Source organism: Pseudoduganella violaceinigra DSM 15887 (assembly GCF_000425385.1).
GTDB classification, from domain to species: domain Bacteria; phylum Pseudomonadota; class Gammaproteobacteria; order Burkholderiales; family Burkholderiaceae_D; genus Rugamonas; species Rugamonas violaceinigra.
On record NZ_AUDI01000004.1, the window covers coordinates 556468 to 581276 of the forward strand.

Annotated in this window: 20 protein-coding genes; 14 read left to right on the forward strand and 6 right to left on the reverse strand. The window is 60.7% G+C overall.

Annotated elements, in window-relative coordinates; translation table 11 throughout:
* Positions 1 to 28: 28 nt before the first annotated feature.
* The 6 genes from H597_RS0106190 (at position 29) to H597_RS0106215 (ending at position 8772) form a co-directional block, all read left to right on the forward strand.
* Positions 29 to 1033, forward strand: coding sequence for an alpha-ketoacid dehydrogenase subunit beta (locus H597_RS0106190; RefSeq protein WP_211232017.1), 1005 nt, complete (start codon positions 29 to 31; stop codon positions 1031 to 1033).
* 3 nt (positions 1034 to 1036) lie between these two features.
* The gene (locus H597_RS0106195; protein WP_028101366.1) at positions 1037 to 2356 is read left to right on the forward strand and encodes a dihydrolipoamide acetyltransferase family protein; all 1320 of its coding nucleotides are present in this window, start codon (positions 1037 to 1039) and stop codon (positions 2354 to 2356) included.
* 2 nt (positions 2357 to 2358) lie between these two features.
* Positions 2359 to 3756 (forward strand): dihydrolipoyl dehydrogenase, encoded by a 1398-nt coding sequence (lpdA, locus tag H597_RS0106200; protein ID WP_028101367.1) that lies wholly within the window; start codon positions 2359 to 2361, stop codon positions 3754 to 3756.
* Positions 3757 to 3830: 74 nt separating this feature from the next.
* The gene (locus H597_RS29935; protein ID WP_035373171.1) at positions 3831 to 5135 is read left to right on the forward strand and encodes a glycoside hydrolase family 1 protein; all 1305 of its coding nucleotides are present in this window, start codon (positions 3831 to 3833) and stop codon (positions 5133 to 5135) included.
* A gap of 148 nt (positions 5136 to 5283) precedes the next feature.
* Positions 5284 to 7902 carry a M1 family metallopeptidase gene (locus H597_RS29940; protein WP_035373172.1) on the forward strand — a complete coding sequence of 873 codons (2619 nt, stop codon included), beginning with the start codon at positions 5284 to 5286 and terminating at the stop codon, positions 7900 to 7902.
* A gap of 159 nt (positions 7903 to 8061) precedes the next feature.
* Entirely contained in the window at positions 8062 to 8772 is a 711-nt protein-coding gene (locus tag H597_RS0106215) for a hypothetical protein (RefSeq protein WP_035373173.1), read from the forward strand.
* Between the two features lie 61 nt (positions 8773 to 8833).
* Here H597_RS0106215 and H597_RS0106220 read toward each other — a convergent pair whose 3' ends face one another.
* Positions 8834 to 9544, reverse strand: a complete 711-nt coding sequence (locus tag H597_RS0106220) for a hypothetical protein (protein WP_028101369.1) — start codon at positions 9542 to 9544, stop codon at positions 8834 to 8836.
* Positions 9545 to 9623: 79 nt separating this feature from the next.
* Entirely contained in the window at positions 9624 to 9974 is a 351-nt protein-coding gene (locus H597_RS0106225) for a hypothetical protein (RefSeq protein ID WP_028101370.1), read from the reverse strand.
* Positions 9975 to 10212: 238 nt separating this feature from the next.
* On the opposite strand from H597_RS0106225, the gene H597_RS0106230 reads away from it, so the two are divergent.
* Positions 10213 to 11052, forward strand: coding sequence for a MipA/OmpV family protein (locus tag H597_RS0106230; RefSeq protein WP_035373174.1), 840 nt, complete (start codon positions 10213 to 10215; stop codon positions 11050 to 11052).
* Between the two features lie 94 nt (positions 11053 to 11146).
* Here the strand turns inward: H597_RS0106230 and H597_RS0106235 are convergent, their stop codons facing one another.
* Complete coding sequence (locus H597_RS0106235; protein ID WP_028101372.1) at positions 11147 to 11455, reverse strand: helix-turn-helix domain-containing protein; 309 nt, start codon at positions 11453 to 11455, stop codon at positions 11147 to 11149.
* 213 nt (positions 11456 to 11668) lie between these two features.
* On the opposite strand from H597_RS0106235, the gene H597_RS0106240 reads away from it, so the two are divergent.
* Positions 11669 to 12229 (forward strand): prolyl hydroxylase family protein, encoded by a 561-nt coding sequence (locus tag H597_RS0106240; RefSeq protein ID WP_028101373.1) that lies wholly within the window; start codon positions 11669 to 11671, stop codon positions 12227 to 12229.
* A 2-nt stretch (positions 12230 to 12231) separates the two neighbouring features.
* On the opposite strand, the gene H597_RS0106245 is transcribed toward H597_RS0106240, so the two are convergent.
* Positions 12232 to 13632 carry an aminotransferase-like domain-containing protein gene (locus tag H597_RS0106245; protein ID WP_028101374.1) on the reverse strand — a complete coding sequence of 467 codons (1401 nt, stop codon included), beginning with the start codon at positions 13630 to 13632 and terminating at the stop codon, positions 12232 to 12234.
* A 263-nt stretch (positions 13633 to 13895) separates the two neighbouring features.
* Here H597_RS0106245 and glyA point away from each other — a divergent pair, with 263 nt between their 5' ends.
* From glyA to thrC, 5 genes are all read left to right on the forward strand, one after another.
* On the forward strand, positions 13896 to 15143 hold the full coding sequence (gene glyA / locus H597_RS0106250; RefSeq protein ID WP_028101375.1) for a serine hydroxymethyltransferase: 1248 nt from the start codon (positions 13896 to 13898) through the stop codon (positions 15141 to 15143).
* 12 nt (positions 15144 to 15155) lie between these two features.
* A complete protein-coding gene (locus H597_RS0106255) occupies positions 15156 to 16373 on the forward strand; it encodes a benzoate/H(+) symporter BenE family transporter (RefSeq protein WP_035373175.1) in 1218 nt (405 codons plus the stop codon).
* A gap of 4 nt (positions 16374 to 16377) precedes the next feature.
* Entirely contained in the window at positions 16378 to 17535 is a 1158-nt protein-coding gene (locus tag H597_RS0106260; protein ID WP_028101377.1) for an NAD(P)/FAD-dependent oxidoreductase, read from the forward strand.
* 56 nt (positions 17536 to 17591) lie between these two features.
* Positions 17592 to 18029 carry a Rid family detoxifying hydrolase gene (locus H597_RS0106265; RefSeq protein ID WP_051293583.1) on the forward strand — a complete coding sequence of 146 codons (438 nt, stop codon included), beginning with the start codon at positions 17592 to 17594 and terminating at the stop codon, positions 18027 to 18029.
* Positions 18030 to 18106: 77 nt separating this feature from the next.
* Positions 18107 to 19315 carry a threonine synthase gene (gene thrC, locus H597_RS29945; protein WP_051293568.1) on the forward strand — a complete coding sequence of 403 codons (1209 nt, stop codon included), beginning with the start codon at positions 18107 to 18109 and terminating at the stop codon, positions 19313 to 19315.
* A gap of 4 nt (positions 19316 to 19319) precedes the next feature.
* Here the strand turns inward: thrC and H597_RS0106275 are convergent, their stop codons facing one another.
* The gene (locus tag H597_RS0106275; protein ID WP_028101379.1) at positions 19320 to 19820 is read right to left on the reverse strand and encodes an arsenate reductase ArsC; all 501 of its coding nucleotides are present in this window, start codon (positions 19818 to 19820) and stop codon (positions 19320 to 19322) included.
* A 161-nt stretch (positions 19821 to 19981) separates the two neighbouring features.
* Positions 19982 to 22723: a DNA translocase FtsK gene (locus H597_RS33970; protein ID WP_371850716.1), complete on the reverse strand. Its 2742-nt coding sequence runs from the start codon at positions 22721 to 22723 to the stop codon at positions 19982 to 19984.
* 383 nt (positions 22724 to 23106) lie between these two features.
* On the opposite strand from H597_RS33970, the gene H597_RS0106285 reads away from it, so the two are divergent.
* Positions 23107 to 24809 (forward strand): VCBS domain-containing protein (locus H597_RS0106285; RefSeq protein WP_028101381.1); only part of this gene is annotated, 1703 nt, incomplete at its 3' end.

The window sequence follows — 24809 nt, forward strand, 5'->3', positions numbered from 1 at the left end:
GATGGCGGAAAATACAGTGAAAACTTCCATGACCATGATCCAGGCGCTGCGCTCGGCGATGGATGTGATGATGGAGAAGGACGACAACGTCGTGGTCTTCGGCCAGGACGTGGGCTATTTTGGCGGCGTGTTCCGCTGCACTGAAGGCCTGCAAAAGAAATACGGCAAGTCGCGCGTATTCGATACGCCGATTTCCGAAGGCGGCATCGTCGGCGTGGCGATCGGCATGGGCGCTTACGGACTGCGGCCGTGCCTTGAAATCCAGTTTGCCGATTACATCTATCCGGCCTATGACCAGATCGTGTCCGAAGCGGCACGCCTGCGCTTCCGTTCGGCGGGCGACTTTACCGCGCCGATCACCATCCGCACGCCTTGCGGCGGCGGCATTTACGGCGGCCAGACCCACAGCCAGAGCCCGGAGGCGGTTTTTGCCCACGTATGCGGTTTGCGCACCGTGATGCCGTCCAATCCTTACGACGCCAAGGGCCTGCTGATTTCCTCGATCGAGAATGACGATCCGGTGATCTTCCTGGAGCCGAAACGCCTGTACAACGGGCCGTTCGACGGCCACCACGACAAACCGGTCGTGCCATGGTCGCAGAACCCGCTGGGGGAGGTGCCGGAGGGTTATTACACCGTCCCGCTGGACAAGGCGGCCATCTTCCGGCCCGGTAAGCAGCTTACCGTGCTCGCTTACGGCACCATGGTCTGGGTGTGCGAAGCGGCGGCGCGGGAGACCGGCATCGATGCCGAGATCATCGATTTGCGCAGCCTGTGGCCGCTGGACCTGGAAACGATCGTTGAATCGGTCAAAAAGACAGGCCGCTGCGTGGTGGTGCATGAGGCAACGCGCACCTGCGGGTTCGGCGCGGAGCTGGTATCGCTGGTGCAGGAACATTGCTTCTACCATCTGGAAGCGCCAATCGAACGCGTGACGGGTTGGGATACGCCTTATCCGCATGCGCAGGAATGGGCGTATTTCCCGGGGCCGGCGCGCGTTGGCGCGGCGTTCAAACGTACGGTGGAGGCATAAAAGATGGGAATTCACGTCATCAAGATGCCTGACATTGGCGAGGGCATCGCAGAAGTTGAACTGGTTATGTGGCATGTCAAGGTGGGCGACGCTGTCACCGAGGACATGATCCTGGCCGACGTCATGACCGACAAGGCCACGATCGAAATTCCTTCGCCGGTGCACGGCACCGTGGCCATGCTCGGCGGCGCGGCGGGGCAGGTCATGGCTGTTGGTGCCGATCTGATCCACATCGAGGTGGAGGGAGCGGGCAATCTGAAGGCGCAATCCGGTGCGGCCGCTGCAGCGGAAGCTGCGCCGGCGAAGCCGGTGGCTCCGCCTCCGGCTTCGTCTGCTGCTGCTGCACCGCCGGCGCCGGCCGCAGCACCTGTAGCCCCGGTGGCGGCATCCGCTACTGCGCCGGCTTCGCGAGCCACGGTTGCGGCCCGCGTGGCGCGCGAAGCCGGCGAACGTCCGCTCGCTTCGCCGGCCGTGCGCAAGCGCGCATGGGATATGGGCGTGGAACTTCAGTTTGTGCACGGCAGCGGGCCGGCCGGCCGTATCCTGCATGCGGACCTCGATTCCTACGCTGCGCGCGGCGTACAAGGCGCACCGTCCGCAGTTCCGGGCAGCTATCGCGAGAATCACACCGAGCAGGCCGTTCCGCTGATTGGCCTGCGCCGCAAGATTGCGCAGAAAATGCAGGAGTCCAAGCGCCGTATCCCGCATTTCTCTTATGTCGAAGAAATCGATGTCACGGAGCTTGAAAGCCTGCGCACCCGCATGAACGAGCAATGGGGCAAAGAACGCGGCAAGCTGACGGTGCTGCCTTTGCTGGCACGGGCCCTGGTGGTTGCACTGCGCCAGTTCCCGCAAATGAATGCACGTTTCGATGACGATGCCGGCGTGGTCACGCAATACGGCGCCGTTCATCTTGGGGTCGCGACCCAGACCGACGCCGGCCTGATGGTATCGGTAATGCGTCACGCCGAGGCGCGCGACTTGTGGTCTTGCGCCGCCGAGATCGGGCGCCTTGCCGATGCCGCGCGCACAGGCAAGGCCACGCGCGACGAGTTGTCCGGTTCGACCATCACGATCTCCAGCCTTGGCGCATTGGGCGGCATCGTCACCACGCCTGTGATCAACCATCCGGAGGTCGCCATCATCGGCGTCAACAAGATCGTGGAGCGGCCTATGGTGCGCCAGGGCGGCCTGGTGGTTCGCAAGATGATGAACCTGTCGTCCTCGTTCGACCACCGGGTGGTCGACGGCATGCACGCGGCCCAGTTCGTACAAGCTATCCGCGCCTTGCTGGAATGCCCAGCGATGCTATTTGTGGAGTAACGATGAACCAACATACCACTACGCTGCTGGTGATCGGCGGCGGTCCTGGCGGCTATATTGCGGCCATTCGCGCCGGCCAGCTTGGCATTCCTACGACGCTGGTCGAAGCCAGCGAGCTGGGCGGCACCTGCCTCAATGTCGGCTGCATTCCCTCCAAGGCCTTGATCCATGCGGCGGAAGAGTTTGAAAAAGCCAGTCATTTCGCGAGCGGTTCGGCACTTGGCATTTCCGTGCAGGCGCCGCGTATCGACATCGGCCAGACCGTGCTGTGGAAAGACGGTATCGTCGGCCGCCTGACCGGGGGCGTGGCGGCCTTGCTGAAGAAGAACGGCGTGCGTGTCGTCAAGGGCTGGGCCAATATCGTCGATGGCAAAACCGTCGAAGTGATTCGCGACGGCGAAAGCCCGCAGCGCATCGGCTGCGAGCACCTGCTGCTGGCCACCGGCTCGCACGCCACGGAATTGCCCTTCATGCCATTCGGCGGGCGTGTGATCAGCGCAACGCAAGCGCTTTCGCCGAAGACCGTGCCAGGCAAGCTGGTGGTGGTCGGTGCAGGGTACATCGGCCTTGAACTAGGCATCGCCTATGCCAAGCTGGGGGCGCAGGTGCATGTGGTGGAGGCGCAGGAGCGCATCCTGCCCGCCTACGACGCGGATTTAACCCGGCCGGTGGCCGTGGCGCTCAAGGGCCTGGATGTGGAAACCCATCTTGGCTGTTCTGTGCTCGGTCTGGACCAGGCCGGCGGCGCGGTGCGGATCCGCAATGCCGCGGGCGAGGAGTCGGCCTTGGCGGCGGACCAGGTACTGGTCGCCGTTGGACGGCGTCCGAACACGCGCGGCTTTGGCCTGGAAAAGCTGCGCATCGACATGGATGGCCACTTCATCAAGGTCGATGACCAGTGCCGTACGTCGATGCGGGACGTGTGGGCCATTGGCGACGTGACCGGGGAGCCCATGCTGGCGCATCGCGCCATGGCGCAGGGCGAGATGGTCGCCGAGATCATCAGCGGCAAGCGCCGCCATTTCAGCCCAGCCGCCATTGCGGCAGTCTGCTTCACCGACCCGGAAGTGGTCGTGGTGGGCGCAACGCCGCAGCAGGCAAGGGCGCAGGGAATCGATTGCATCGAGGCCATGTTCCCGTTTGCCGCCAATGGACGGGCCATGTCGCTTGAATCGAAGGACGGATTCGTGCGGGTGCTTGCACGGCGCGACAATCACCTGATCGTTGGGTGGCAGGCGGTCGGCAAGGCTGTGTCGGAGCTATCCGCCGCATTCGCCCAGTCCATCGAGATGGGCGCAACGCTGGAGGATGTGGCTGGCACGATCCACGCACACCCCACCCTGGGCGAGGCGATCCAGGAGGCAGCGCTACGCGCCTTGGGGCATGCGCTGCATATTTGAATTGCCGGGATCCAAGCGCGCGAAGCGGCCGCAGCGAAAGGGGTATCGTTAGAACCCACGTGTAGGAGGCGGCCATGTTTAACGGCTTTATCTTTGCCACTGGGATCGAGAATAGTATTCCGACCATTGCGGGCGGCCGAGTGCGGATGGATGAGATGGAGAAGTGCCGCCATTACCAGTATTGGCGCACCGATTTCGACCTGGTCGAGCAGCTCGGGCTGCGCGTCCTGCGCTACGGCCCGCCACTGCATCTGACCTGGACCGGACCTGGCAAATATGACTGGGGCTTTTCGGACGGGGCATTTCACGACCTGCGGCGCAGGAATATTATCGTCATTGCGGACCTGTGCCATTTTGGCGTTCCCGATTGGATTGCCAATTTCCAGAATCCCGATTTTCCGGTCGAGTTCGCGAAATATGCCCGGGCCTTTGCCGAGCGTTACCCGTGGGTCCAAGTGTATACGCCGGTCAACGAAATGCAGATCTGCGCCTTGTTCTCCGCCATGTATGGCTGGTGGAACGAGCAGTTGAGTTCCGACCGGGCCTTTGTCAGCGCCATCAAGCACATCGTGAAGGCCAATATCCTGGCCATGCGCGCCATCCTGGAAGTGCGGCCGGACGCCTTGTTCATCCAAAGCGAATCGAGCGAGTATTTTCACGCCGAGAATCCCGCCGCCATCGCCCAAGCCGAATTCCGCAACGCCCGCCGCTTCCTGTCGCTGGACCTCAACTATGGGCGCCGCGTCGATTCGGAGGTCTACGAATACCTGATGGACAACGGCATGACGCGCGAGGAGTACCACTTCTTCCTGGAGAATAATCTCAAACACCAGTGCATCATGGGCAACGACTACTACATGACCAACGAACACCATGTCGGCGCGGACGGTTCAACCCGGTCCTCCGGCGAGATTTTCGGTTATGCGGTAATCACACACCAGTACTACAACCGCTACCGGCTGCCCGTCATGCACACGGAAACCAACCTGATGGAAGGCCCCAACGGCGACGAGGCCGTGCGCTGGTTATATAAGGAGTGGGCCAATGTCCTCCGGGTGCGCAACAATGGCGTGCCGATCGTCGGCTTTACCTGGTATTCCCTGACCGACCAGGTGGACTGGGATGTGGCTCTGCGTGAAAACCGCGGCACGGTCAACCCGCTGGGCCTCTTTGACTTGCAGCGTAATATCCGAGCCGCCGGAAAAGCCTACCGCGACCTGATTCGCGACTGGTGCGAAGTCCTTCCGACGCAAAGCATTTGCCTGCGGGTGCCGATCGAATTGCCGCTGAAAGACGATGGGGCCGAACAGAATGCCGCCGCAACAGGCGCCGATCAGCCGAGCAGCGAGGCGACGGTGGCGCCGACCAATACGGATTAGGCTGTCCGCCAAGGGACACGCGTCTAGCCGGTCTATTTGTCGATTGAGGGCCGCAATTTGACCGTCTGTCGCATTGACGTTCCAGGAAGGGCTCCCCCTTCATACAATGCATCCTGGCCAATCCGCGCCATTCCAAAAGAGAGAATCCATGAGACTTCCCCTGACTGCACTTGCCTTATCGCTGGCCGCCGTGGGCGCCCAGGCTGAAACTCCGTTTTCCTTTGCCGCGACGCCGGGCAAGCTACCGAAGGACGTGATCCCGCTCCAATACACGGCCCATTTGGTGCCGGATGTGGCGAACAACACCTTCAGCGGTTCGGAAACGGTGGAAATCGAAGTGAAGAAGGCTACGTCGAGCATCATGCTCAACGCCCTGAACATGGAGATTGACGCAGCTACCCTGACCGGTATGGGCCTGGCGGAAACCAGGCTGGAGCCGGTGCTGGATAAGGAAGCCCAGACCTTGAGTTTCAAACTCGCCAAGGCGCTGGCGCCGGGCAAGTACAGCCTTGCACTCAAATTCCGTGGTGTGGTGAATCGCGAGCCGCGCGGCCTGTTCTACCTGAAGTACAAGAACGGGGCGGACGACAAGTCCCTGCTGGCGACCACCATGGAGCCGACCGACGCGCGCCGCCTGCTGCCTACCTGGGACGAGCCGTCCTTCCGTGCCAAGTTCAAGCTGACGGTGGACGTGCCGGCCAGCTTCAAGGCCTTCTCGAACACGCCGGCCGAAAAACAGGAGACGCTTCCAAACGGACTGCAGCGCGTTTCCTTTGGCGTGACGCCCAAAATGCCAAGCTACCTGTTCGTCCTGGTCGCGGGTGAGATGGCGCGCAACGTGGCCAAGCAGGACGGTGTTGAAATCGGCGTTGTCTCCACCATAGGCAAAGAGGGTTCAACCCAGTTCGCCTTGGATGCATCCAAAGACCTCCTGCAGTACTACAATCATTACTTCGGCCAGCCGTACCCGTTGGCCAAACTGGACCAGATTGCCATTCCCGGCATGAACGGGGCGATGGAAAACTGGGGCGGCATCGTCTACAACGAAGCGACCCTGCTATATGACGCCAAGAAGAATCCGGACAGCACCAAGCAGACCGTATTCTCCGTCACCGCGCACGAAATGGCGCACCAGTGGTTCGGCAACTTGGTCACCATGGCCTGGTGGGACAACCTTTGGCTGAACGAGGGCTTTGCTTCCTGGATGGCCACCAAGGCCACCGCCAGGTTCCACCCCGAATGGCGCGTCCCGCTGGAAGCGATGGTCGAACGCGAAGGCGTGATGAACCTCGATGCGCGCGCGACCACCCACCCGATCCAGACCAAGGTCGAAAACGAAGAGCAGGCCAACAGCGTGTTCGACGCGATCACTTACGGCAAAGGCCAGGCCTTCCTGCATATGCTCGAGGCGTATCTCGGCGAGGACACCTTCCGCAATGGCATCCAGGCCTATATGGCCAAGCATAAATACTCCAACACCACGACTGCCGACCTGTGGGCGGCGCTGGAGAAGGCCTCGGGCAAACCGGTCGCCGTGCTGGCATCCGACTGGACCACCCAAGCTGGCGTGCCAGTGGTGAAAGTCGCACAGAGCTGCGAGAAAGGCCAGCGTAAGATCACCTTGACCCAGCAGCCTTTCGTGCTGGACGGCAGCCCCGTGCCGCAACGCCTGTGGCATATCCCTGTCGCACTCGGAACGGTTGGCGGCAAGGCGGAATACACGATGCTGTCGGGTAGCTCGGCCACCGTGACCCGTCCTGGCTGCGACGGCCAGCTGATTGTCGATCCGGACAGCGTGGGCTATTACCGGGTGCAGTACGACGACGCCAGCTTCAACGCACTGGCGGCAATGGCCACCAAGCTGCCGGACGCCAGCCGCGTGAAGCTCCTGGGCGATGCCTGGGCCATGGTGGTGAGCGAACGTATCCCGCTGGCGCGCTATCTTGCCCTGGCCAGCCAGTTCAAGGACGAGCCGCGCCTCGCCGTATGGGGCGCATTGTTGAACAACCTCGGTAACCTGTACAACCTTGCGCAGGACACGCCGGAGCGCGCCAAACTTGGCAGCTACATTGCCGCGCTGGTGCTGCCGAAGTTCCAGGCGCTGGGCTGGGAAGAAAAGCCGGGTGAGTCGGTCGAGGACCGGCAGTTGCGCACCGCACTGGCCGGCGTGTTGGGGCGTACGGGCGATGAGAAAGTGATCGCCGAAGCCCGCGCCCGTTTCCAGCGCTACCTGGCGGATCCGGGCAGCCTGCCGCCATCCTCGCTGGGCTTTGTGATGTCGGTGGTGGGCCGTTATGCCGACGAGGCGACCTATGACGCACTCAAGGGGCTGGCGCTGAAGGCGCAGTCGGTGGAAGAGCGCAACCGCTTCGCGCGCTCACTGTCCATGGCGCTCGATCCAAAGCTGTCCGAACGTACGCTGCAGATAGCACTGTCGCCCGAGTTGCCGATTCAGCTGACCAGCATGATTGTGCCCAGCGTGGCGGCATCGGAACACATCGACCAGGCTTGGGCCTTCGCGGTCGAACACCGCGAGGCGCTGTTGAAAAATCAGGATTCTGTGGCGGGCAACCGCATGTATCCGGCCATTGTCGCCGGCTCGGTCAACGCGGCCGATGCTGACAAGATGGAAGCCTACGTCAAGGAGCACTTCTCGGCTGACGCATTGGTCGATGCAAAACGCATTGGCAACGGAGTCAGGGTGCGTGCCAAACAGCGTGCGCTGCTCGTGTCGCAGATTGGCCAGGCCCTGGATAGCATGAAGTAAACCGGGTTCCGTGGGAAAGTGGCGGGCGCTGCGGCGCCCGCTTTATCTTCGCCAGACGACTGGCGCAGGTGGGTGATTTTGCGTGACGATTTGCTCGCCTGTTCGGAGGCATAATCCAACATCGGGATGCCGGCTGTTGCAGTCGCTAAGGAGACCATAATGAGTGTTCGCAAGTCACTGCTATTTGGCGCAATCGGATTTTGTTTGACGAACTGGGCGATTGCAACGGAGCGAGCGGAATACGCATTTCGCTGGGAAGTTGCCAAGGGCGGGCCGTCGAGTATCCGGCAAGTGGCAAAGACCTTGAACGTGCAGGAAGAAAAGCCTGAAAGATTTGAGGTGCGCTACTTTGATGTCGGCACGTGCAATGCCGTCCCTTCTGGATACACAATCATTGGTCGGGAACGTAGCTTGGGCGGCGAGAAGCCCGATGCCACGGTCAAAGTCCGTGGACCTGATCCCGCAACGTCTGAGCTACTCGATTGGAAGTGCCCCCTGGACGAATCGGAAAAGAGCAAGCGAGAAGTCGACATTGGCTTTCGAGGCCTGGATGAGGTCAAACGTTCATTTTCAGTGAGCTGTACCTTGAAAAAGAGCGGGCTGAAGGCGAGCCTCCCTGCCGGCTACTCAGCTGCCGCGAAAGCGTGCTCCAACAAGATGGAGCGCGCCGAAGCGGAGTCCGAGGGTTTGAAGATAAAGATCGAGAAGTGGAAATTGCCGAAGAAGCGCGTTGCGATCGAGGTCTCGATGGTCGGTGATGATACCAATGTCGATTTCGAAAAATTCAAGACCAAGGTTGTGAAGCCGCTGATGGACCAAAAGGCCGTACCCCTAAAGGAGAGCAAGACGGAGCTGGGCGGCGATTGTTGAATCGTTACGTGAAGGCGGAAGCGTTCCTTGACCAATAGTGCGGCGATTCAGCGCAATCAGGTCACTGCACCTTGGTGAAATCGGTCACCACATCAAAGTCACACCGGACATGCTTTTTTTCAGCGTCACATACGGCCGCGTCAAAAAGGGGCAGCAGGCGCTTGCCCGCTTTGACCGATGCCAGTGAGCGCGCCACGCCATCGCTGACGCAAGCATCGCTTGGCGAGGAGGCGGGAAGGGCGGCAGCGTTGAACTCGAAATAGCCCACGGCGTGGATACGTTTGAATCCGGGCTGAGGTGCGTCAGAGACCACCATTTTGTCAATTTGAATTTTGAGCTTCGCGTCCGGATCGTTTTCGATGGCCGAGAACTGCTGGCTATATGTGCCGCCGTTGTAACCCCTGAGCAAATCGCCATCCGCTGCCCGGATCTTGTAGGAGGCAAGCGTCATGCCAGGTTCTGCGAGCGAGGGAAAGTGGTGGGTGCCGGTTTGCAGCGGCAAAGGCATGAGCGAACTTGACACCTCGTGCACCTTGCCCGCGTGTTCGACATTGAGGCCCAGTCCGAAGCCGCCGATGGTATCGCCATGGATGCCGAAGCCTGCAACGGCGACCTGCGGTGAGCCGGCGCCGGCCAATTTGACGTTGCCGGCAACACAGCTCATGGAGTTGCCATCGGCCAGTTCCGCGGCCTTGTCCTTATGCGATGCAGTGGCCTTCTGGCCGCAGGCAGTCAGGAGGAATAGAACGGGCAAGATGGCTTTGAGGTGCATGGCATCCCATTTCGTGAAAATGCCATTATTGCACGGCTAATTCCTATGCAACGCAAGCTAGGAGCTCGCCCCGGCAGCTTTACTCGTCGTCGAATTCGGCGGCAAGATCCTTGAAGCCTTGTCGCACAGCGAAGGAAAGAAACTCGTCAGGTGTGTCGAGCACAATCAGCCGCTTTTCCTGGATTACCGGGTCACCGGCTGTCAGGTCCGGCCCTTTATAGCCGAGCGTGCGTAAGCGTGCGCTGATTTCGCTGATTAGTTTCTGGTCCCTGTGCAGACCATCGGAGGCTGCAGCGGCGAGATCCACATACAGGTCAACGACGCCATAACCTTCATCGAAGATGCGGAGGGCTTTGATGTCGACGCTGCGCCCGTTGCCGTCGTTAGCTTTGAAGGGGCCGCTGAGTTGGATATCGGTATCTTGGTTCATGGCGGGAGCATACACGAAATGGGACGTATGGCGGTGACCATGTTGCTGTGAAAGGTGCCAAGTCATGCGCGCGCGGTGACGCAAGGCAAAAGCCTGTACAATTTGCCAACGCTCGCGCGGAAAATTTTCACCGCATATATTTTGCCATTGATGATTGGACTAAATCATCAATGGCATTTTTTCGACTATGGCCACGGCCGGCGCGCGATCAGATCAAACTATTTCTGGAGCAGTATCTATGAAGCAGCGGTTGTGGGGCGGCATCGCGTTAATGGTATTGGCGTTTCCCGTCAGCGCACAGGAATTGGAGCCAGCGCCGAATTCTGCTTTGCCCTTGTGGGAGGTCGGCCTTTTTGGCGGCGTTGCCTCCACGCCTGCCTATCCGGGCGCCGATGACCGTTCAACGCGCGGGTTGGCGCTGCCGATGGTGATCTATCGTGGCAAGGTGCTGCGCGCGGATCGCTCCGGTGTGAGCGCGCGTTTGCTCAATACCGAGCGCGTGGATCTGGATCTCGGGTTCGCGCTTTCGCTGCCGGCCCGATCCAACGATGTGGCAGCGCGTGCCGGCATGCCGGATTTGAACTCCTTGCTGGAGTTTGGCCCGCGCCTGAACGTGCTGCTGTCCGAACCTTCGGCCCCCAACCGTGTTCGCTTGGAACTGCCTCTCCGCGTGCCACTTGAACTTGGAAACGGCTTTCGGCGCCAGGGCCTCGTATTCGAGCCGCGTATGGTGTTCGAGACCAGTAGCAGTAACCGGCAATGGCAGGCTGATGCCACCATGGGCATGGTGTTTGGCAGCAGCCGGCTGAACCAGTACTTTTATGAAGTCGCACCGCAATACGCGAACGCTACACGGCCAGCGTATCAAGCGGAAGGCGGCCTGATGATGACCCGTTTCGGAGTGAGCCTGTCGCGCAGGCTGACGGCGGATTGGCGCGTATTCGGTTTTACCCGCTACGACAATTACACGCACGCCACGAACCGGGACAGTCCCTTGTTCCGCAAGAATGCCGGGATGTCGCTTGGCTTCGGCTTCACTTGGACCGGCTATCGTTCGCAGGCGCGGGCCTGGGAATAGTTTCAGGGGCTACCGCAGCGGGCAACGCTGATTGCCGTGATCAAGTGCTGCGTGATGGGGCCGCCCCCGGCGGGCGCGGCCCTTTTCCTGCGTATTATTGATCCGCAGTTTCAAAGACGTCTTTAGGCTTGCCCTGGGAATCGCTGACGCGGAATTTCTTGCGGCGGTCGCCCATCAAATAGCGCAGGTCGCGGATGGTCAGGTCCGACACCTCGTGCATACGGATCAGCAGCGACGCGCCGATCGGGAGCCGGCGGTGGCGGATCTTACTGATCACTGGTGGAGCAACTTCGAGCGCTCGGGCCAGGGCCGCATCATTTTTCAAATTCAGGTGTTCGATCAGCGTATCGAGCAGGCGGTCCGGGTTGTATTCGAGTTCATCTTGGCTGTTGGCGTACTGCATTGATTCTTTCCTAAAAGTTCGAATAGTGTAATTATATTGCTAACGGGCAATTGGTTGTTGTGCAATTTTGCGAAAAACATCATTCCGATGCCTCGGCGCTACAGAAAAAGAGGAAAACTGGGCAGAAATGGCCTTAGTGAGGAAATGAAAATAAGCTAAATACAACGCTGGCGTGGATAGTGTACAATCGCCACTAACATAAAAGGCGATGTCATGAAGGTAGAACAATTAGGTCTCGGCATTTTCACAGTGGACAGATTCCTGAGCGAAACTGAATGCCAGCACTACATCGGGATGGGGGAACAGATGGGCTACCGGCCCTCTGAAGTCAACCTGCCCGCCGGCTCGGTGCGGCGTGAGGATATCCGCAATAATGACCGTGTGATCGTCGACAACCCGCGTCTGGCCGAGTTCCTGTTTCAGCGTGCCATGCCTGTGCTGCCGCCAGACATCGGCCAGTGGCGCTTGCATGGCCTCAATGAGCGCTTCCGCTTTTACCGTTACGGGCCCGGTGAGTACTTCAAGTGGCATAAGGACGGCTCATTTGAAAAGTCGGGGGACGAGGTGAGCCTGCTAACTTTCCTGATTTACCTGAACGCTGATTTTGAGGGTGGGGACACCCAGTTCAGGTGGGATACCGTTCGCCCGCAAGAAGGCAGGCTGCTGGTGTTCCCGCACAAGCAATCACACCAGGGAGCCGAAATCATCGCCGGAACAAAGTATGTGCTGAGGTCCGACGTTATGTACCGAAACGACTGCGGGCCTTCGAACTAAGGTTAGAGCCAGCGCGTGTCGGGCATATTGAGCAGGCCCGCAAGCTTGGTCAACACGAAGCGCATTTGTTCGCGGGAGGATGCCATCAAGGCGATGCGCACGTATTGCCGGCCTTCGCCATCGCGGTTCATCGAAAACGCATCGCCGCCCGCGACCAGCAACTGGTGGCCGCGTGCAATGGCCGCGAACTGGTCGCCGCTATTCCAATACGGAGGGAGTTTCAGCCAGATGTGGAAGGCGGTAGGCAATGCGCTGTATTCGAACTCTCCCAGCAACTCGCGCGCCATCTGCTGCCGTACCTGCGCCTCGGCGCGCTGGGCATTGGATAGTTCAAGCGCCTTGCCGCTGTTGATCAAATTCGTCGCCAGTTGCGCCGCCAACGGTGAGACCATCCAGACGCTGGTGCGTACGCTTGCCGCCAATCCAGCCAGCCACGCGGGAGGGCAGTGCAGGTAGCCCAGGCGGACTGTCGAGAACACTGACTTCGACAGGCTGGTCAAATATAAGGTCCGTTCCGGTGCATAGCTGGCCAGCGGTTGCATCGGTTGCGGAGCGAGAAAGCCGTAAAGGTCATCGTCGACGAGTATGAAATCGAACTCGCGCGCAATTTCGGCGATCCTGGCGCGCCGTGCTGCGGACATCACTCGGGTGGTCGGGTTCTGGCAGGTCGCAATGCAGATGACCATCGCCGGGCGCTCGCGCTGGCACAGGGCGCGCAGGCTGTCCGGATCCATACCCTCGTGGTCCATGGCGACGCCTTGCAGCCGGCGCCCCAGGCTGTGCACGACCGATGCCACGCCGGGATAGCACAGTGATTCGCTCAGGACCAGGTCGCCCGCGCGCGTCAACGCGTTGACGGCGACCCATAGACCGTGCTGGGCGCCCGCCGTCAGCAGCACTTGCTCCGGACGGGCGGCCAGACCCGCGCCTTGCATCCAGACCGCGCCAGCCTGCCGGTGCAGGGGATGCCCGCCATCGGGCGTGTAATCCAGCATTTCAGACAGAATGGGCGACTGGCTCAAATCCTGCAGGGCGGCCCGCACATAGGGTTCCTGCAACTGCAGATTGGGTTTGACGATGGTCAGATCGACCCATTCATTGAGTGATTCCGGCAGCGTGGCACTGGCGGGTGCGGCGGGGGCACTCGGCGCAACGTCAGGCAATCCTTCGGCCCGCACATAGGTGCCGCGGCCGACCTCTCCCTGCACCAGCCCGCGCCGCTGCGCCAGTTCGTAGGCCCGGTTTACTGTCCCTGGCGTCACGTGAAGCAGCGCCGCAAGTTCCTTGAGCGTGGGCAGGCGCGTACCGCTTCCCAGCACCCCTGCGCGAATGTCGCGTTCCAGTGCCGCCGCAATCCTTTCGTAGATCGGCCCGTCGGCATGCGCGAGTTCGGGTTGCCACATGTCTGTTCCTTGAAATTAACACCATTACGTCAATTGCATGATTTTACTCCAGCGGCGATGAGTGTTGGGCAAAGAGAAATGTTGCTATGCAGCACACTGACACCCATTACTTTAATTAATCTCGGTTTTTTGCCTCTTTATCAAAATAAAATGTTGACGTAATAGCCATCTTACTTTAACTTGATGCGTGCAAATTACATCGATTGAATCGATGTATTGAGAGGGGCTACGCCCGCCCATGTTCAATCCAGCCGAGAGCAGCCATGTTTGACCGCCAAACCCATACCATTGAAGAGATCGACCCGGAAATCTGGGAAGTGATGCGCCGTGAGAACCTGCGTCAGGAAGAGCACATCGAACTCATCGCTTCCGAGAACTACACTTCGCCCGCGGTGCTGGCGGCAGTCGGTTCCCAGCTGACGAACAAGTATGCGGAGGGCTATCCGGGCAAACGCTATTACGGCGGTTGCGAAATCGTCGATGAGGCCGAGCGCTTGGCGATTTCGCGCCTCAAAACCCTGTTCGGCGCCGAGTGCGCCAATGTCCAGCCGCATTCGGGTTCGCAGGCCAACCAGGCGGTGTTTTTTGCCGTGCTCCAGCCCGGCGACAAGATTCTGGGCATGAGTCTCGCGGAAGGAGGGCACCTGACCCACGGTATGCCGCTGAACATCAGCGGCAAATGGTTTGATGTCCATAGCTACGGTCTGAACGAAGCCGAGGAAATCGACTATGAGGCGATGGAGCGCATTGCCTATGAAGTGCGGCCGAAGATGATCATCGCTGGCGCTTCGGCCTATTCGCTGCGCATCGACTTCGAACGCTTCGCCAAGGTGGCGCGTGAGATCGGCGCCTACTTCATGGTCGATATGGCGCATTATTCCGGCCTGATCGCCGGCGGTATGTACCCTAACCCAGTGCCGTTCGCCGACTTTGTCACATCCACCACCCATAAGGGGCTGCGCGGCCCGCGCGGCGGCGTCATTCTGATGAAGGAGCAGCACGAGAAGGCCATTAATTCGGCCATCTTCCCGGGAACCCAGGGCGGCCCGCTGATGCATGTCATCGCTGGCAAGGCGGTCGCATTCAAGGAGGCCTTGTCGCCAGAATTCCAGCAATACCAGCGCCAGGTGCTGGAAAACGCCGCCGCCATGGCCGGCGCATTGCAGGAGCGCGGCCTGCGCATCGTTTCGAATCGCACGGAAAGCCACCTGATGCTGGTGGACCTGCGCAATGTGGGCATGACCGGCAAGGATGCGGAACGCATCCTGGGCGAGGTCTATATCACCTGCAATAAGAATTCGATTCCGAATGACCCGCAAAAGCCCGTAATCACCAGCGGTATCCGCCTCGGCAGCCCGGCGATTACCACCCGCGGTTTCGGGACGGAGGAGGCGCGCCTGGTTGGCAACCTGGTGGCCGATGTGCTGTTCGCACCGAACGACGGGCCAACGCTGGCCGGTGTGCATGAACAGGTGCGCGCGCTGTGCAAGCGTTTCCCGGTCTACGGCTGAAAAGGGGCGAACATGTTCAAGCAAATACAGCAGGTGCGCGACGATTTTTCCATCTCGGCCCTGGTCGCCGGTTTCCTCGCAGTCCTTATTTCTTATGCCGGTCCGTTGGTGATTGTCTTTCAGGCCGCCAAACTGGCTAACCTGTCGGAGCAATTGACTTCGTCGTGGATCTGGGCCATCTCGATCGGTAGCGGCTTGACTGGCCTGGTATTGAGCTGGCGCCTGAAAACGCCCGTCATCACTGCCTGGTCGACACCGGGGGCGGCGCTCCTGGTGACAATGTTGCCGACCATGCCGCTGGGGCAGGCGATTGGTGCGTATATGGTCAGCGCGGTGGCCATCACCTTGATCGGCTTGTCGGGCGCATTCGACAAATTCATCACGCAGATTCCGAAAGGGATCGCTGCTGCCATGCTGGCCGGTATCCTGCTTCGCTTCGGCACCGAAGTGTTTGCGTCGATCCATGCGAATCCGGCTTTGGTGCTGCTGATGGTGGCGACCTTCCTCGTCATTAAGCGGGCCTTGCCCCGTTATGCGATTGCTGCGGTGCTGTTTGTCGGGACCGTTTATGCGGTGACCACCGGCGCCACCCATTTGTCGCAAATCAGCCTGAGCGTGGTGCAGCCGGTGTTCACCCCGCCCGAATGGTCATGGCATGCGGTGCTCAGCCTGGGACTGCCGCTGGCCCTGGTGACCTTGACCGGCCAGTATGTGCCCGGAATGGCTGTGCTGCGTACTTCTGGCTACCGCGTGCCGGCGGGCGGCATTATCAGCGTGACCGGCATCGCTTCGCTGCTGCTGGCGCCATTTGGCGCACATGGCGTCAACCTGGCGGCGATCACGGCGGCCATTTGCACCGGGAAGGAAGCGCACGAGGACCAGGACCGCCGCTACGTGGCCGGCATTCTCAGTGGTGCGATCTATATCCTGATCGGCACATTTGGCGGTGCGCTGGCGCTGCTGTTCTCCTCCCTGCCGCGTGAATTGATTGCCGCACTGGCCGGGCTGGCGCTGATCGGCGCCATCACGACCGGTTTGATCGGAGCGGTGCAGGATGAACAGCATCGCGACGCCAGCATCATCACTTTCCTGGTGACGGCATCGGGCATGAGTTTCCTCGGCCTCGGCGCCGCGTTCTGGGGGCTGGTGATCGGTGGCGCCGCCTACCTGGTGCTGCATAAACCCTGGAAGCGCGCGGAAGCGCAACTGCCGACGCTGAATAAGGTGTGAGGCCATGAAACAGTCATTTGATTTTCTCGTTGTGGGCGGCGGCATCGCCGGCGTCGCCGTGGCTTCCGAACTGGCGCGGCACGGCAGCGTGCTGGTCCTGGAGCGCGAGCGCAGCCTGGCCTATCACACCACCGGGCGCTCGGCCGCCATCTCCATGGAGAGCTACGGCAACGCCCTGATCCGCGAGCTCACTTGCGCGTCGCGCGAATTCTTTGAAAAGCCGCCGGCGGAACTCACTACCGACGCACTTAGTTCGCCGCGCGGTGCATTGATACTGGGTGATGAGCCAAACTTGGACAAGCTGCGGGCGCGCTACGGCGTGGTGAAGCAGCATGTGCCAAGCGCGCGCTGGGTCGAACGCGACGAGATTGCCGGGATGGCGCCTTTCATGGAGCAGAAATGGATCGCCGGAATCCATGAGCCCAGCGCCTTCGACCTCGACGTTCACGCCATCCACAGCGCCTTCCTGCGTGGGACGCGCTTGCGCGGCGGGCTGGTTCGCACGGATGCCGAGATCGCGTCGGCCGAACGGCAGGGCGGTGCATGGCATGTCCGCCTGGTCGACGGCGCAACGATCCTGGCCGGCACCATCGTCAATGCCGCGGGCGCCTGGGCCGATGTCGTAGCGCAGCGCTGCGGCGCCACGACGTTGGGTATCAAGCCGCTCCTGCGCACGGTGGTCGTGGTTGACCCGGAGCGCAGTGTCGAACATTGCCCGTATATCGGTACGGTGGACGAACAATTGTTCATCAAACCGGATGTCGGGCGCTTGATGGTTTCGCCTTGCGACGAAACGCCTTCCGACCCTTGCGACGCCTTGCCGGAAGAACTGGGCGTGGCGATTGCAATGGACCGGCTCGAATCGGCCACCACGCTGCGGCCGAAACGCATCCTGAATCGCTGGGCCGGGCTGCGCGTGTTTGTGCCGGACCGTACGCCCCTGGTCGGCGCAGACCCGGAAGCCGACGGCTTTATCTGGTGCGCGGCGCTGGGCGGTTACGGCATCCAGACCGCTCCGGCCATGGCACGCCTGTGTGCGGCGCTTGCTATCGGCGATGCGATTCCCGCAGATCTTCCGCACATTGCAGCCGGGGACGTCGCACCGGGCCGCGTCCTGGGCATGGCAAGCCAGCAGGTAACCGCGGTCGCCGAGCTTCATTAGTGCCGTATGCGCCGCCGCCATTTGAATTTAACTTTCTCACCCACAAGGAAGCAAACATGAATCAGGTAAAAGAACGCATCGAGCTCGCTGACGGCGACAACGCATCGAACGACCGCAGCATCATCTTCAATGACAAGGCGCCGGTGCCGCTGGGGACTTATTCCCAGGGTGTCCGGGTCGGCAATATGGTCTTCCTGGCGGCGCAGACGCCGGTCGTCCCCGGTACGAACGACATCGCCGAGGGCGGTTTCGAAGGCCAGGTACGTCAGACGTTCAGCAACCTGAAGACCATGGCGGAAGGCTGCGGCGCCAGCATCAACGATATTGTCCAGGTGACGGTGTACATCACCGACATTTCCAAATTCGCGACCATGAATTCGATCATGGCCGAATTTTTCTCCGAACCGTATCCGGCCCGTACCACGGTCGGCGCTGCCAACCTGGCGCGCGGCACCCTGGTGGCGATCGACGCAATCCTGGTCCATCGCAGCTGAATCCGGAAATCCGACGGCAGACGGCAATGGCCGGATGCCGCCTCGCTTGTTGAACGTTACGCTGAAAAGAGTATGTTATGAGCACAGAACCCCGTTACTTCCTGCGCTGCCTGCAGTGCGATTCGACGTATGCAAAAGGCCAGGTCGGCTACTGTTGCCCGATTTGCGAGCTGGACGGGGCACTTGATGTGCTGTATGACTACGAGCGCATTGGCCGCAGCTTCCGGCAGGATGTCGCCCGCCGCGAAGCCTTCGATATGTGGCGCTACCGCAGCATCCTGCCGATCAGCGACGACTTTCGACCGGCGCTGCACACAGGCGGCTCGCCATTGTATGAGATGAAGCACGATGGTCAGGGCTGTATCCTGGTGAAGGACGACAGCCGCAATCCGAGCGGATCGCTGAAAGACCGCGCCAGCGCACTGGCGGTCGCCCTGGCGGCCGGCATGGGCGCGGACACCATCGCCACCGCCAGTACCGGCAACGCAGCGGCGGCTTTGGCCTGCATGAGCGCCATCAGCGGCATGCAATGCAAGATCTTTGCCCCGGCCAACGCACCGCGCGAAAAGCTGGCCCAGATGCGCACTTACGGCGCCAGCGTGATCGCAGTGGAGGGCGGTTACGACGAGGCGTTTGAGGCATGCTATGCCGCCTGCAAGGAATACGGCTGGTATAACCGCAGCACGGGCATCAATTCCTTTATGTCGGAGGGAAAGAAGACCGTTGCCTTCGAAATCTGCGAGCAGATGCAATGGCGTGTGCCGGACCGGGTCTATGTCCCGGTCGGCAATGGCTGCATCGTCGGCGCTGTTTATAAGGGATTCAAAGAGTTGCACCAGATGGGCTGCACCGACCGGATTCCCCGTATCATGGGCGTCCAGGCCAGCGGGAGCGATTTCATGTTCCGTGCATGGAGAGCGGGCGCTGGACCGAATGGCGCAACCGCGCAGCCGGCAAACACCGCAGCGGGCAGCATCAGCGTTGCCTTGCCCAGGGACCGGATCAAGGCCTTGCGCGCTATCGAGAAAAGCGGTGGTGAATTCATCACCGTGAGCGATACCGAGATTTTCCAAGCCGTGACAGAGCTGGCGCGAAACTGCGGCGTGTTCGCCGAAGCGGGAGCGGCAGCCGCGTATGCGGGGGCGAAAAAATGCGGCGCGCATGGACGCAGCGAGACGTCGGTCGTCCTGGTGACGGGCAGTGGACTGAAGGACATTGCCGGCCTGCTTAAAAGCGGCGTGCTTGCCGACGGTGCAGAGCTGCTCCGCCAGCGCCTCGCCGCCTGAGGGCTTAACGGCCCACGCCGGCGATCCGGGCTATCTTGCGCTGGATCGCCAGTTCATCGAGGGCTTCGCCCGGCAGGTTGCGGAAGATTTCGACCCGGCGCCGGATTTCGCGGCAGATTGTGGCGAACTCCTGGCGTATTTCCGCCGCCGAGCCACGCAGGGCGGCAGGATCGCGGAAGCTCCAGTTGGCGGTGGCGGGTTGGCCCGGCCAGCGTGGACACGCTTCGCCCGCCGCCTCGTCGTATACCGTGATGACGAAATCCATGTCGGGCGCCCCTTCCACGGAAAATTCGTCGGTGGACTTGCTGCGCAAGCCGGCCGGGGCATTGCCGAGTAAATTGACTTGCTCGATCGCGTAGGGATTGACCTCGCCCGCAGGCTGGCTGCCGGCGCTGAAAGCGCGGAATCGGCCGCCCCCAGCGGAGTTCAACAAGCCCTCGGCCATGATGCTGCGGGTGGAGTTTTGCGTGCTGAGGAACAGCACATTGTAAGTTTTATTGGTCATTTTGCTAGGCGCCATGAATGGCGCAGCGCCCGTTCCGGTACTCGGGTACCGGCTTGGTGAAGCCATCGCGATATCCTGCAATCTTCTTGCCGGGGGGCGCGGCCACTGCAAGGAAAAAGTCTGGATTCTAGCGAACTAAAATGACAGTTTTATGACAAATGTTAGAGGTTTAGTGAATCCTGCGACACCGGAACCAGGATTTCACGGCTGCCATTGGTGGCCATCGACGACAGGATGCCTGCCGTTTCCATCTCTTCGACCAGGCGCGCGGCCCGGTTGTAGCCGATTCGCAGTTGCCGCTGGATGGACGAAATCGAGGCGCGGCGGCTGCGGATGACGAAGGCCACGGCTTCGTCATAAAGCGGATCGGCTTCGCCTGAACTGGACTCGCTCAGCAAATCGGCCGCTGGCTCTTCGCTTGGCTCGCCTGCGGTAATGGCCTCGACATAATCCGGTTCGCCAAACTGTTTCAGGTAGTCGACGACGCGGTGGACTTCTTCATCCGATACGAAGGCGCCGTGCACGCGTTGCGGGTAGCCGCTGCCGGGCGGCAGGAACAGCATGTCGCCGTGGCCGAGCAGGCTTTCCGCGCCCATCTGGTCGAGCACAGTGCGCGAGTCGATCTTCGACGAAACCTGGAATGCCACGCGGGTCGGGATATTCGCCTTGATCAAGCCGGTGATCACGTCGACGGACGGGCGTTGCGTCGCGAGGATCAGGTGAATGCCTGCCGCACGGGCCTTCTGGGCCAGACGCGCGATCAGTTCTTCGATTTTCTTCCCCGCCACCATCATCAGGTCGGCCAATTCGTCGATGATGACCACGATGGTGGGCAGCGTGGACAGCGGCTCGGGCGCGTCCGGCGTGAGCGAGAATGGATTCTTGACGTACTTCTCCGCCGCCCGTGCGTCCCGGATCTTCTGGTTGAAACCTGCCAGATTCCGTACGCCGAGGGCAGACATCAGGCGGTAGCGCTTTTCCATCTCGGCGACGCACCAGGTCAGGGCGTTTGCCGCCAGCTTCATGTCGGTGACGACCGGTGCGAGCAGGTGCGGAATGCCGTCGTAGACGGACAGCTCCAGCATCTTCGGATCAATCATGATCATGCGCACATCTTCCGGTGTGGCTTTGTACAGCAGCGACACGATCATGGCGTTGATTGCCACGGATTTACCGGAGCCGGTGGTACCCGCCACCAGCATGTGCGGCGCACGCGCCAGGTCGGTCACCACTGGAGCGCCGGTAATGTCCTTGCCCATCGCCAGGGTCAGCTGCGAGCGCGAGGTCCGGTACGCTTCCGAGGCCAGCATTTCCGACAGCTGGATCATCTGGCGCCGCCCATTCGGCAGTTCGAGGCCCATGCAGGTCTTGCCCGGAATGGTTTCGACAACGCGCACCGACGTCACCGCCAGTGCCCGCGACAGGTCCTTCATCAGCGCGACAATCTGGGCCCCGCGCACACCGATGGCCGGTTCGATCTCGTAGCGCGTGATCACGGGGCCGGCGGAGGCCCCAAGCACGGAGACGGGGACCTTGAATTCCTTCAGGCGCTGTTCGATCAGTTGTCCCGTCTCGAAAAGTTCGGCGGTCGAAACCTCGACAGTAGCCTCGGAATAGGCATCGAGCAGGTCCAGTCCAGGCAATTCGACGTCGATTTCCTGCGGGTGATGCACGACGGGTGCCGCCGCCGGGATAGGTGCGACCGGCGCAGGCGCAAAACCGGCTGCGCGTGGCATAGCGTCCGCAATTGGCGGGTGCTGACAGGTGGCCGACGCCTGCGGGGAGAGTTCCGCACTGGCGCGCAGCGCGACCTCCTGCCATTCCACGTAAAGCGGCTCGTCGTCTTTTTCAGCGGCCGCTTCAAACGTCAATGCGCTGGCAATGCGCGCAGGAGGTTCGGCGGGCGGCGTATATTCCCAGGCGAGGGGGGCAATCGTTTGGGCCAGCGCTTGTTCAAAACCGAGTCCGGGGTTTGCGTTCTCCGGCATGGTTTGCTCGACCTCCCGCACCCACATACGATCAGGCGCTGAAGTCCGGATCGTATGCACTTCCACCGCAGTGCGGATGACACGCACTTCGACTTCGGCCTGCTGCGGGAGCTGCAGCACTGGCAACGGTGTGCCTTGCATGGCTTCCGGTAATGGCAGTGCAATCGGATCCTGAACTGGCTCGCGAGCGGCCGTTGTGATGGTTGGACTTTCTTCCGGGTGACCCAACTTCACGATCCTGGTGGTTTCCGTGCGCTTGTTGCGGGCGTTGGCCTCCTGAATGGCTTTAGCGCGGGCCAGCATCGCCGGGGTTGGACGCAGGCTCTCGACTTGCGCCCATTCTTCGCTGGGCCGCGCTGACGGGGAGCTTCTGTCCTGATCCTCCTGCGTGCTCGGCACGTTTTTCCGAACAGAGTCGGCGCCGAAAAAGGTTGCTGGAGGTGTGTCGGCATCGCTATGCCATGGCTGCCTTCCGGCGGCGAAATGATCGCCGGTTCGAGGGGCGGGGGATGGCGTGCGCGCAGGGGCCGCGGACCTTGGCGCAGGTTGCCGTTGATTTTCTGCTGTCCGTTTGCCCAAAGGCGTGGCACGCCAGCACCAAGACAGGAAAGCATTTGCCCGATAGCCGAAGATCCACGGCCCCGCCAGCAATCCTGTCACAAGAACGAGCAGGAGGGTTAAAGGTTTGCCGACGGCCGATGCAAGCAGGTTCGCCACGTAGGCTCCCGCCGGGATGGGCTCTGGCGCCCGAATGATTGATTCCAGTGCGCTGCCTGCGCACAGCATCAGTGCGGTGCCTAGTACCAGACGAATAAATCCTCGGCCCAGCAGAGTACTTCTTTTGAGAAGGAACACCTTCACGAGACGCAGCAATAAGGGAAGCGTCCAAAGCACCGACCAGCCAAACCAAGACATTACTGCCATCCAAATTCTTTCTTCTTAATAACTCGCCAGACTCAGTCTGGCCCGCAACCTGAGGGACGGCCTGGAATCCGCAGTGCCGCGAAGCGAAGTTTAACATGAGCAATGTTTGCTTCACGCAAGAGCGGGGAGGGCCGGTTTGGTAATTCCATGTGGCAAGTATGACAAATGTCCCGGATCAGCGCGTTTCGCTTGGTACAAACGTCCACAAAGAAAGTGACATTGCTCCGATTCACTGCCGAGTCTAGGCGACTAAATTGATAGCTATTGAGAATCGGAAATAAAGAAGTCCTTCGGGTAATCGTAATGACCGTTGGGTACCGATTCATGAAAATAATCATCTTTCGTCCGATCGAAGGCGAACTTGAGGGGATGTCATGGGCACCATTACCGGATCAAACAACAACGACGTCATTGTCGGCACCAGCGGGAGCGACACCATTAATAGCGGGAACGGCGACGATACCGTCAACGGCGGCGCCGGCAGCGATTCGATCAACGGCGGCGCCGGGAACGATATCCTCGATGGGGGCAGCGGCAGTGACCAGCTGAATGGCGGTTCCGGCGACGATACCCTGATCTATAACGTGCTGGAAAATGCGGCGGCCGGGACCAAGGACGTCTACACCGGCGGTGCGGGCATCGACACCGTGGTGCTGCAGTTAAGCTCAGCACAATGGCTGGACAAATCGGTTCGTGCGGAGTTGCAGCGGTATGTTGAACTCCTCGCGACGGTCAAGACTAATCCGCAGGGCGAGGTCTCCAACGGCTCGGCTAGCGATTTCATGTTTACATTTGGCTCGTCCACCTTGACGGTACAGATGATGGAGAAGCTGGTCGTCGCGGTACAGCAAACGGCAGAGGGCCCCTATAACGCCGTGAATTACCTGGCTGCGCTGATCAGCGGCAGTGACGCCGGCAGCGCGGTCGAAGCGGGCGGCACCAACAACGCCAATATCGGAACGCCGACCGTCAGCGGCGACTTGTATGCAGACGACCTGGATGGTGCCGACGACGTCTTTCAGGCTGTTGCAGCCGGCGCCTCGGCGAATTACGGTACATACTCGGTGGGCACAAACGGAGTCTGGACGTATGCGTTGAACAATTCCCACGAAAGCGTACAGGCGCTCGCAGTTGGGGAAAGCCTGAGCGACAGCTTCACAGTGCGTAGCGCTGACGGCACTAGCAAGCTTGTGAAAATCAGTATCGTTGGCAGCAACGACGCACCAGTCGTCAGCGCGGCCCTGACCACTGGCGCGGCAGAAGGAAATGGAAGCTATTCGCGCAACTTGCTGGCTGGCTCGAGCGATGCGGATCATGGCGAGACTGCTACGTTGAGCGTCGCTGACGTACGCTTCAGCGTCAACGGGGCGGCCGCTTCCAATGGCCCTCCTGCCGGTGTAAGCCTGGTCGGAAATACATTGACGATTGATCCGACAAGCGCCGCGTTCAATCATCTGGCAGCGGGCCAGCACGCCACGATCGTTGTCGCATATAACATCAAGGACGTGCACGGAGCAACCGTTGCACAAACCGAGACAATTACGATCAACGGAACCAATGACGTTCCGGTAGTTTCCGGTTCTTTGACCGCGCGCGTGAGCGAGGATGGTCCGCAAGTGACGCTTGACGCACTGGCAAATGCATCCGATGTGGATGACGGCACTACGCTGAGCGTCGTAGGACTACCCGCTACGTTGCCCGCCGGCGTTTCGTATTCCGCTGCGATGCATAGCTTTGTGACCAATCCGGGGAATGCAGCCTTCCAGGGATTGGCCGCGGGGCAGTCGGCGACGGTGAATGTCGACTATGGTGTCTCCGATGGTCTTTCGACGACTGCCACCTCGGCAAGCTTCACAATCACAGGCACCAATGATGTGGTCAGCATCACCAGTGGCGCTCAGTCCGGATCGGTGATTGAAGATGCCGCTCCCCAGCAGGCTAGCGGCGTGATCAGCTTCAATGACGCCGACTTGATCGACGTTCATGCTGCATCGTTCGTTCCCCACGCCGGTGCCTTGGGTGTGTTCACCCTGGCGCCAGTGTCGGAAAGCGCATCCACTGAGAATGGCCAGGTTGG

Coding starts and splice junctions, on each gene's coding strand:
- lpdA (WP_028101367.1), top strand. CDS start 2,359: ATGAACCAACATACCACTACGCTGCTGGTGATCGGCGGCGGTCCTGGC.
- thrC (WP_051293568.1), top strand. CDS start 18,107: ATGAGCACAGAACCCCGTTACTTCCTGCGCTGCCTGCAGTGCGATTCG.
- glyA (WP_028101375.1), top strand. CDS start 13,896: ATGTTTGACCGCCAAACCCATACCATTGAAGAGATCGACCCGGAAATC.
- H597_RS0106195 (WP_028101366.1), top strand. CDS start 1,037: ATGGGAATTCACGTCATCAAGATGCCTGACATTGGCGAGGGCATCGCA.
- H597_RS0106215 (WP_035373173.1), top strand. CDS start 8,062: ATGAGTGTTCGCAAGTCACTGCTATTTGGCGCAATCGGATTTTGTTTG.
- H597_RS0106260 (WP_028101377.1), top strand. CDS start 16,378: ATGAAACAGTCATTTGATTTTCTCGTTGTGGGCGGCGGCATCGCCGGC.
- H597_RS29940 (WP_035373172.1), top strand. CDS start 5,284: ATGAGACTTCCCCTGACTGCACTTGCCTTATCGCTGGCCGCCGTGGGC.
- H597_RS29935 (WP_035373171.1), top strand. CDS start 3,831: ATGTTTAACGGCTTTATCTTTGCCACTGGGATCGAGAATAGTATTCCG.
- H597_RS0106275 (WP_028101379.1), bottom strand. CDS start 19,820: ATGACCAATAAAACTTACAATGTGCTGTTCCTCAGCACGCAAAACTCC.
- H597_RS0106240 (WP_028101373.1), top strand. CDS start 11,669: ATGAAGGTAGAACAATTAGGTCTCGGCATTTTCACAGTGGACAGATTC.
- H597_RS0106190 (WP_211232017.1), top strand. CDS start 29: ATGACCATGATCCAGGCGCTGCGCTCGGCGATGGATGTGATGATGGAG.
- H597_RS0106230 (WP_035373174.1), top strand. CDS start 10,213: ATGAAGCAGCGGTTGTGGGGCGGCATCGCGTTAATGGTATTGGCGTTT.
- H597_RS0106265 (WP_051293583.1), top strand. CDS start 17,592: ATGAATCAGGTAAAAGAACGCATCGAGCTCGCTGACGGCGACAACGCA.
- H597_RS33970 (WP_371850716.1), bottom strand. CDS start 22,723: ATGTCTTGGTTTGGCTGGTCGGTGCTTTGGACGCTTCCCTTATTGCTG.
- H597_RS0106255 (WP_035373175.1), top strand. CDS start 15,156: ATGTTCAAGCAAATACAGCAGGTGCGCGACGATTTTTCCATCTCGGCC.
- H597_RS0106235 (WP_028101372.1), bottom strand. CDS start 11,455: ATGCAGTACGCCAACAGCCAAGATGAACTCGAATACAACCCGGACCGC.
- H597_RS0106245 (WP_028101374.1), bottom strand. CDS start 13,632: ATGTGGCAACCCGAACTCGCGCATGCCGACGGGCCGATCTACGAAAGG.
- H597_RS0106220 (WP_028101369.1), bottom strand. CDS start 9,544: ATGCACCTCAAAGCCATCTTGCCCGTTCTATTCCTCCTGACTGCCTGC.
- H597_RS0106225 (WP_028101370.1), bottom strand. CDS start 9,974: ATGAACCAAGATACCGATATCCAACTCAGCGGCCCCTTCAAAGCTAAC.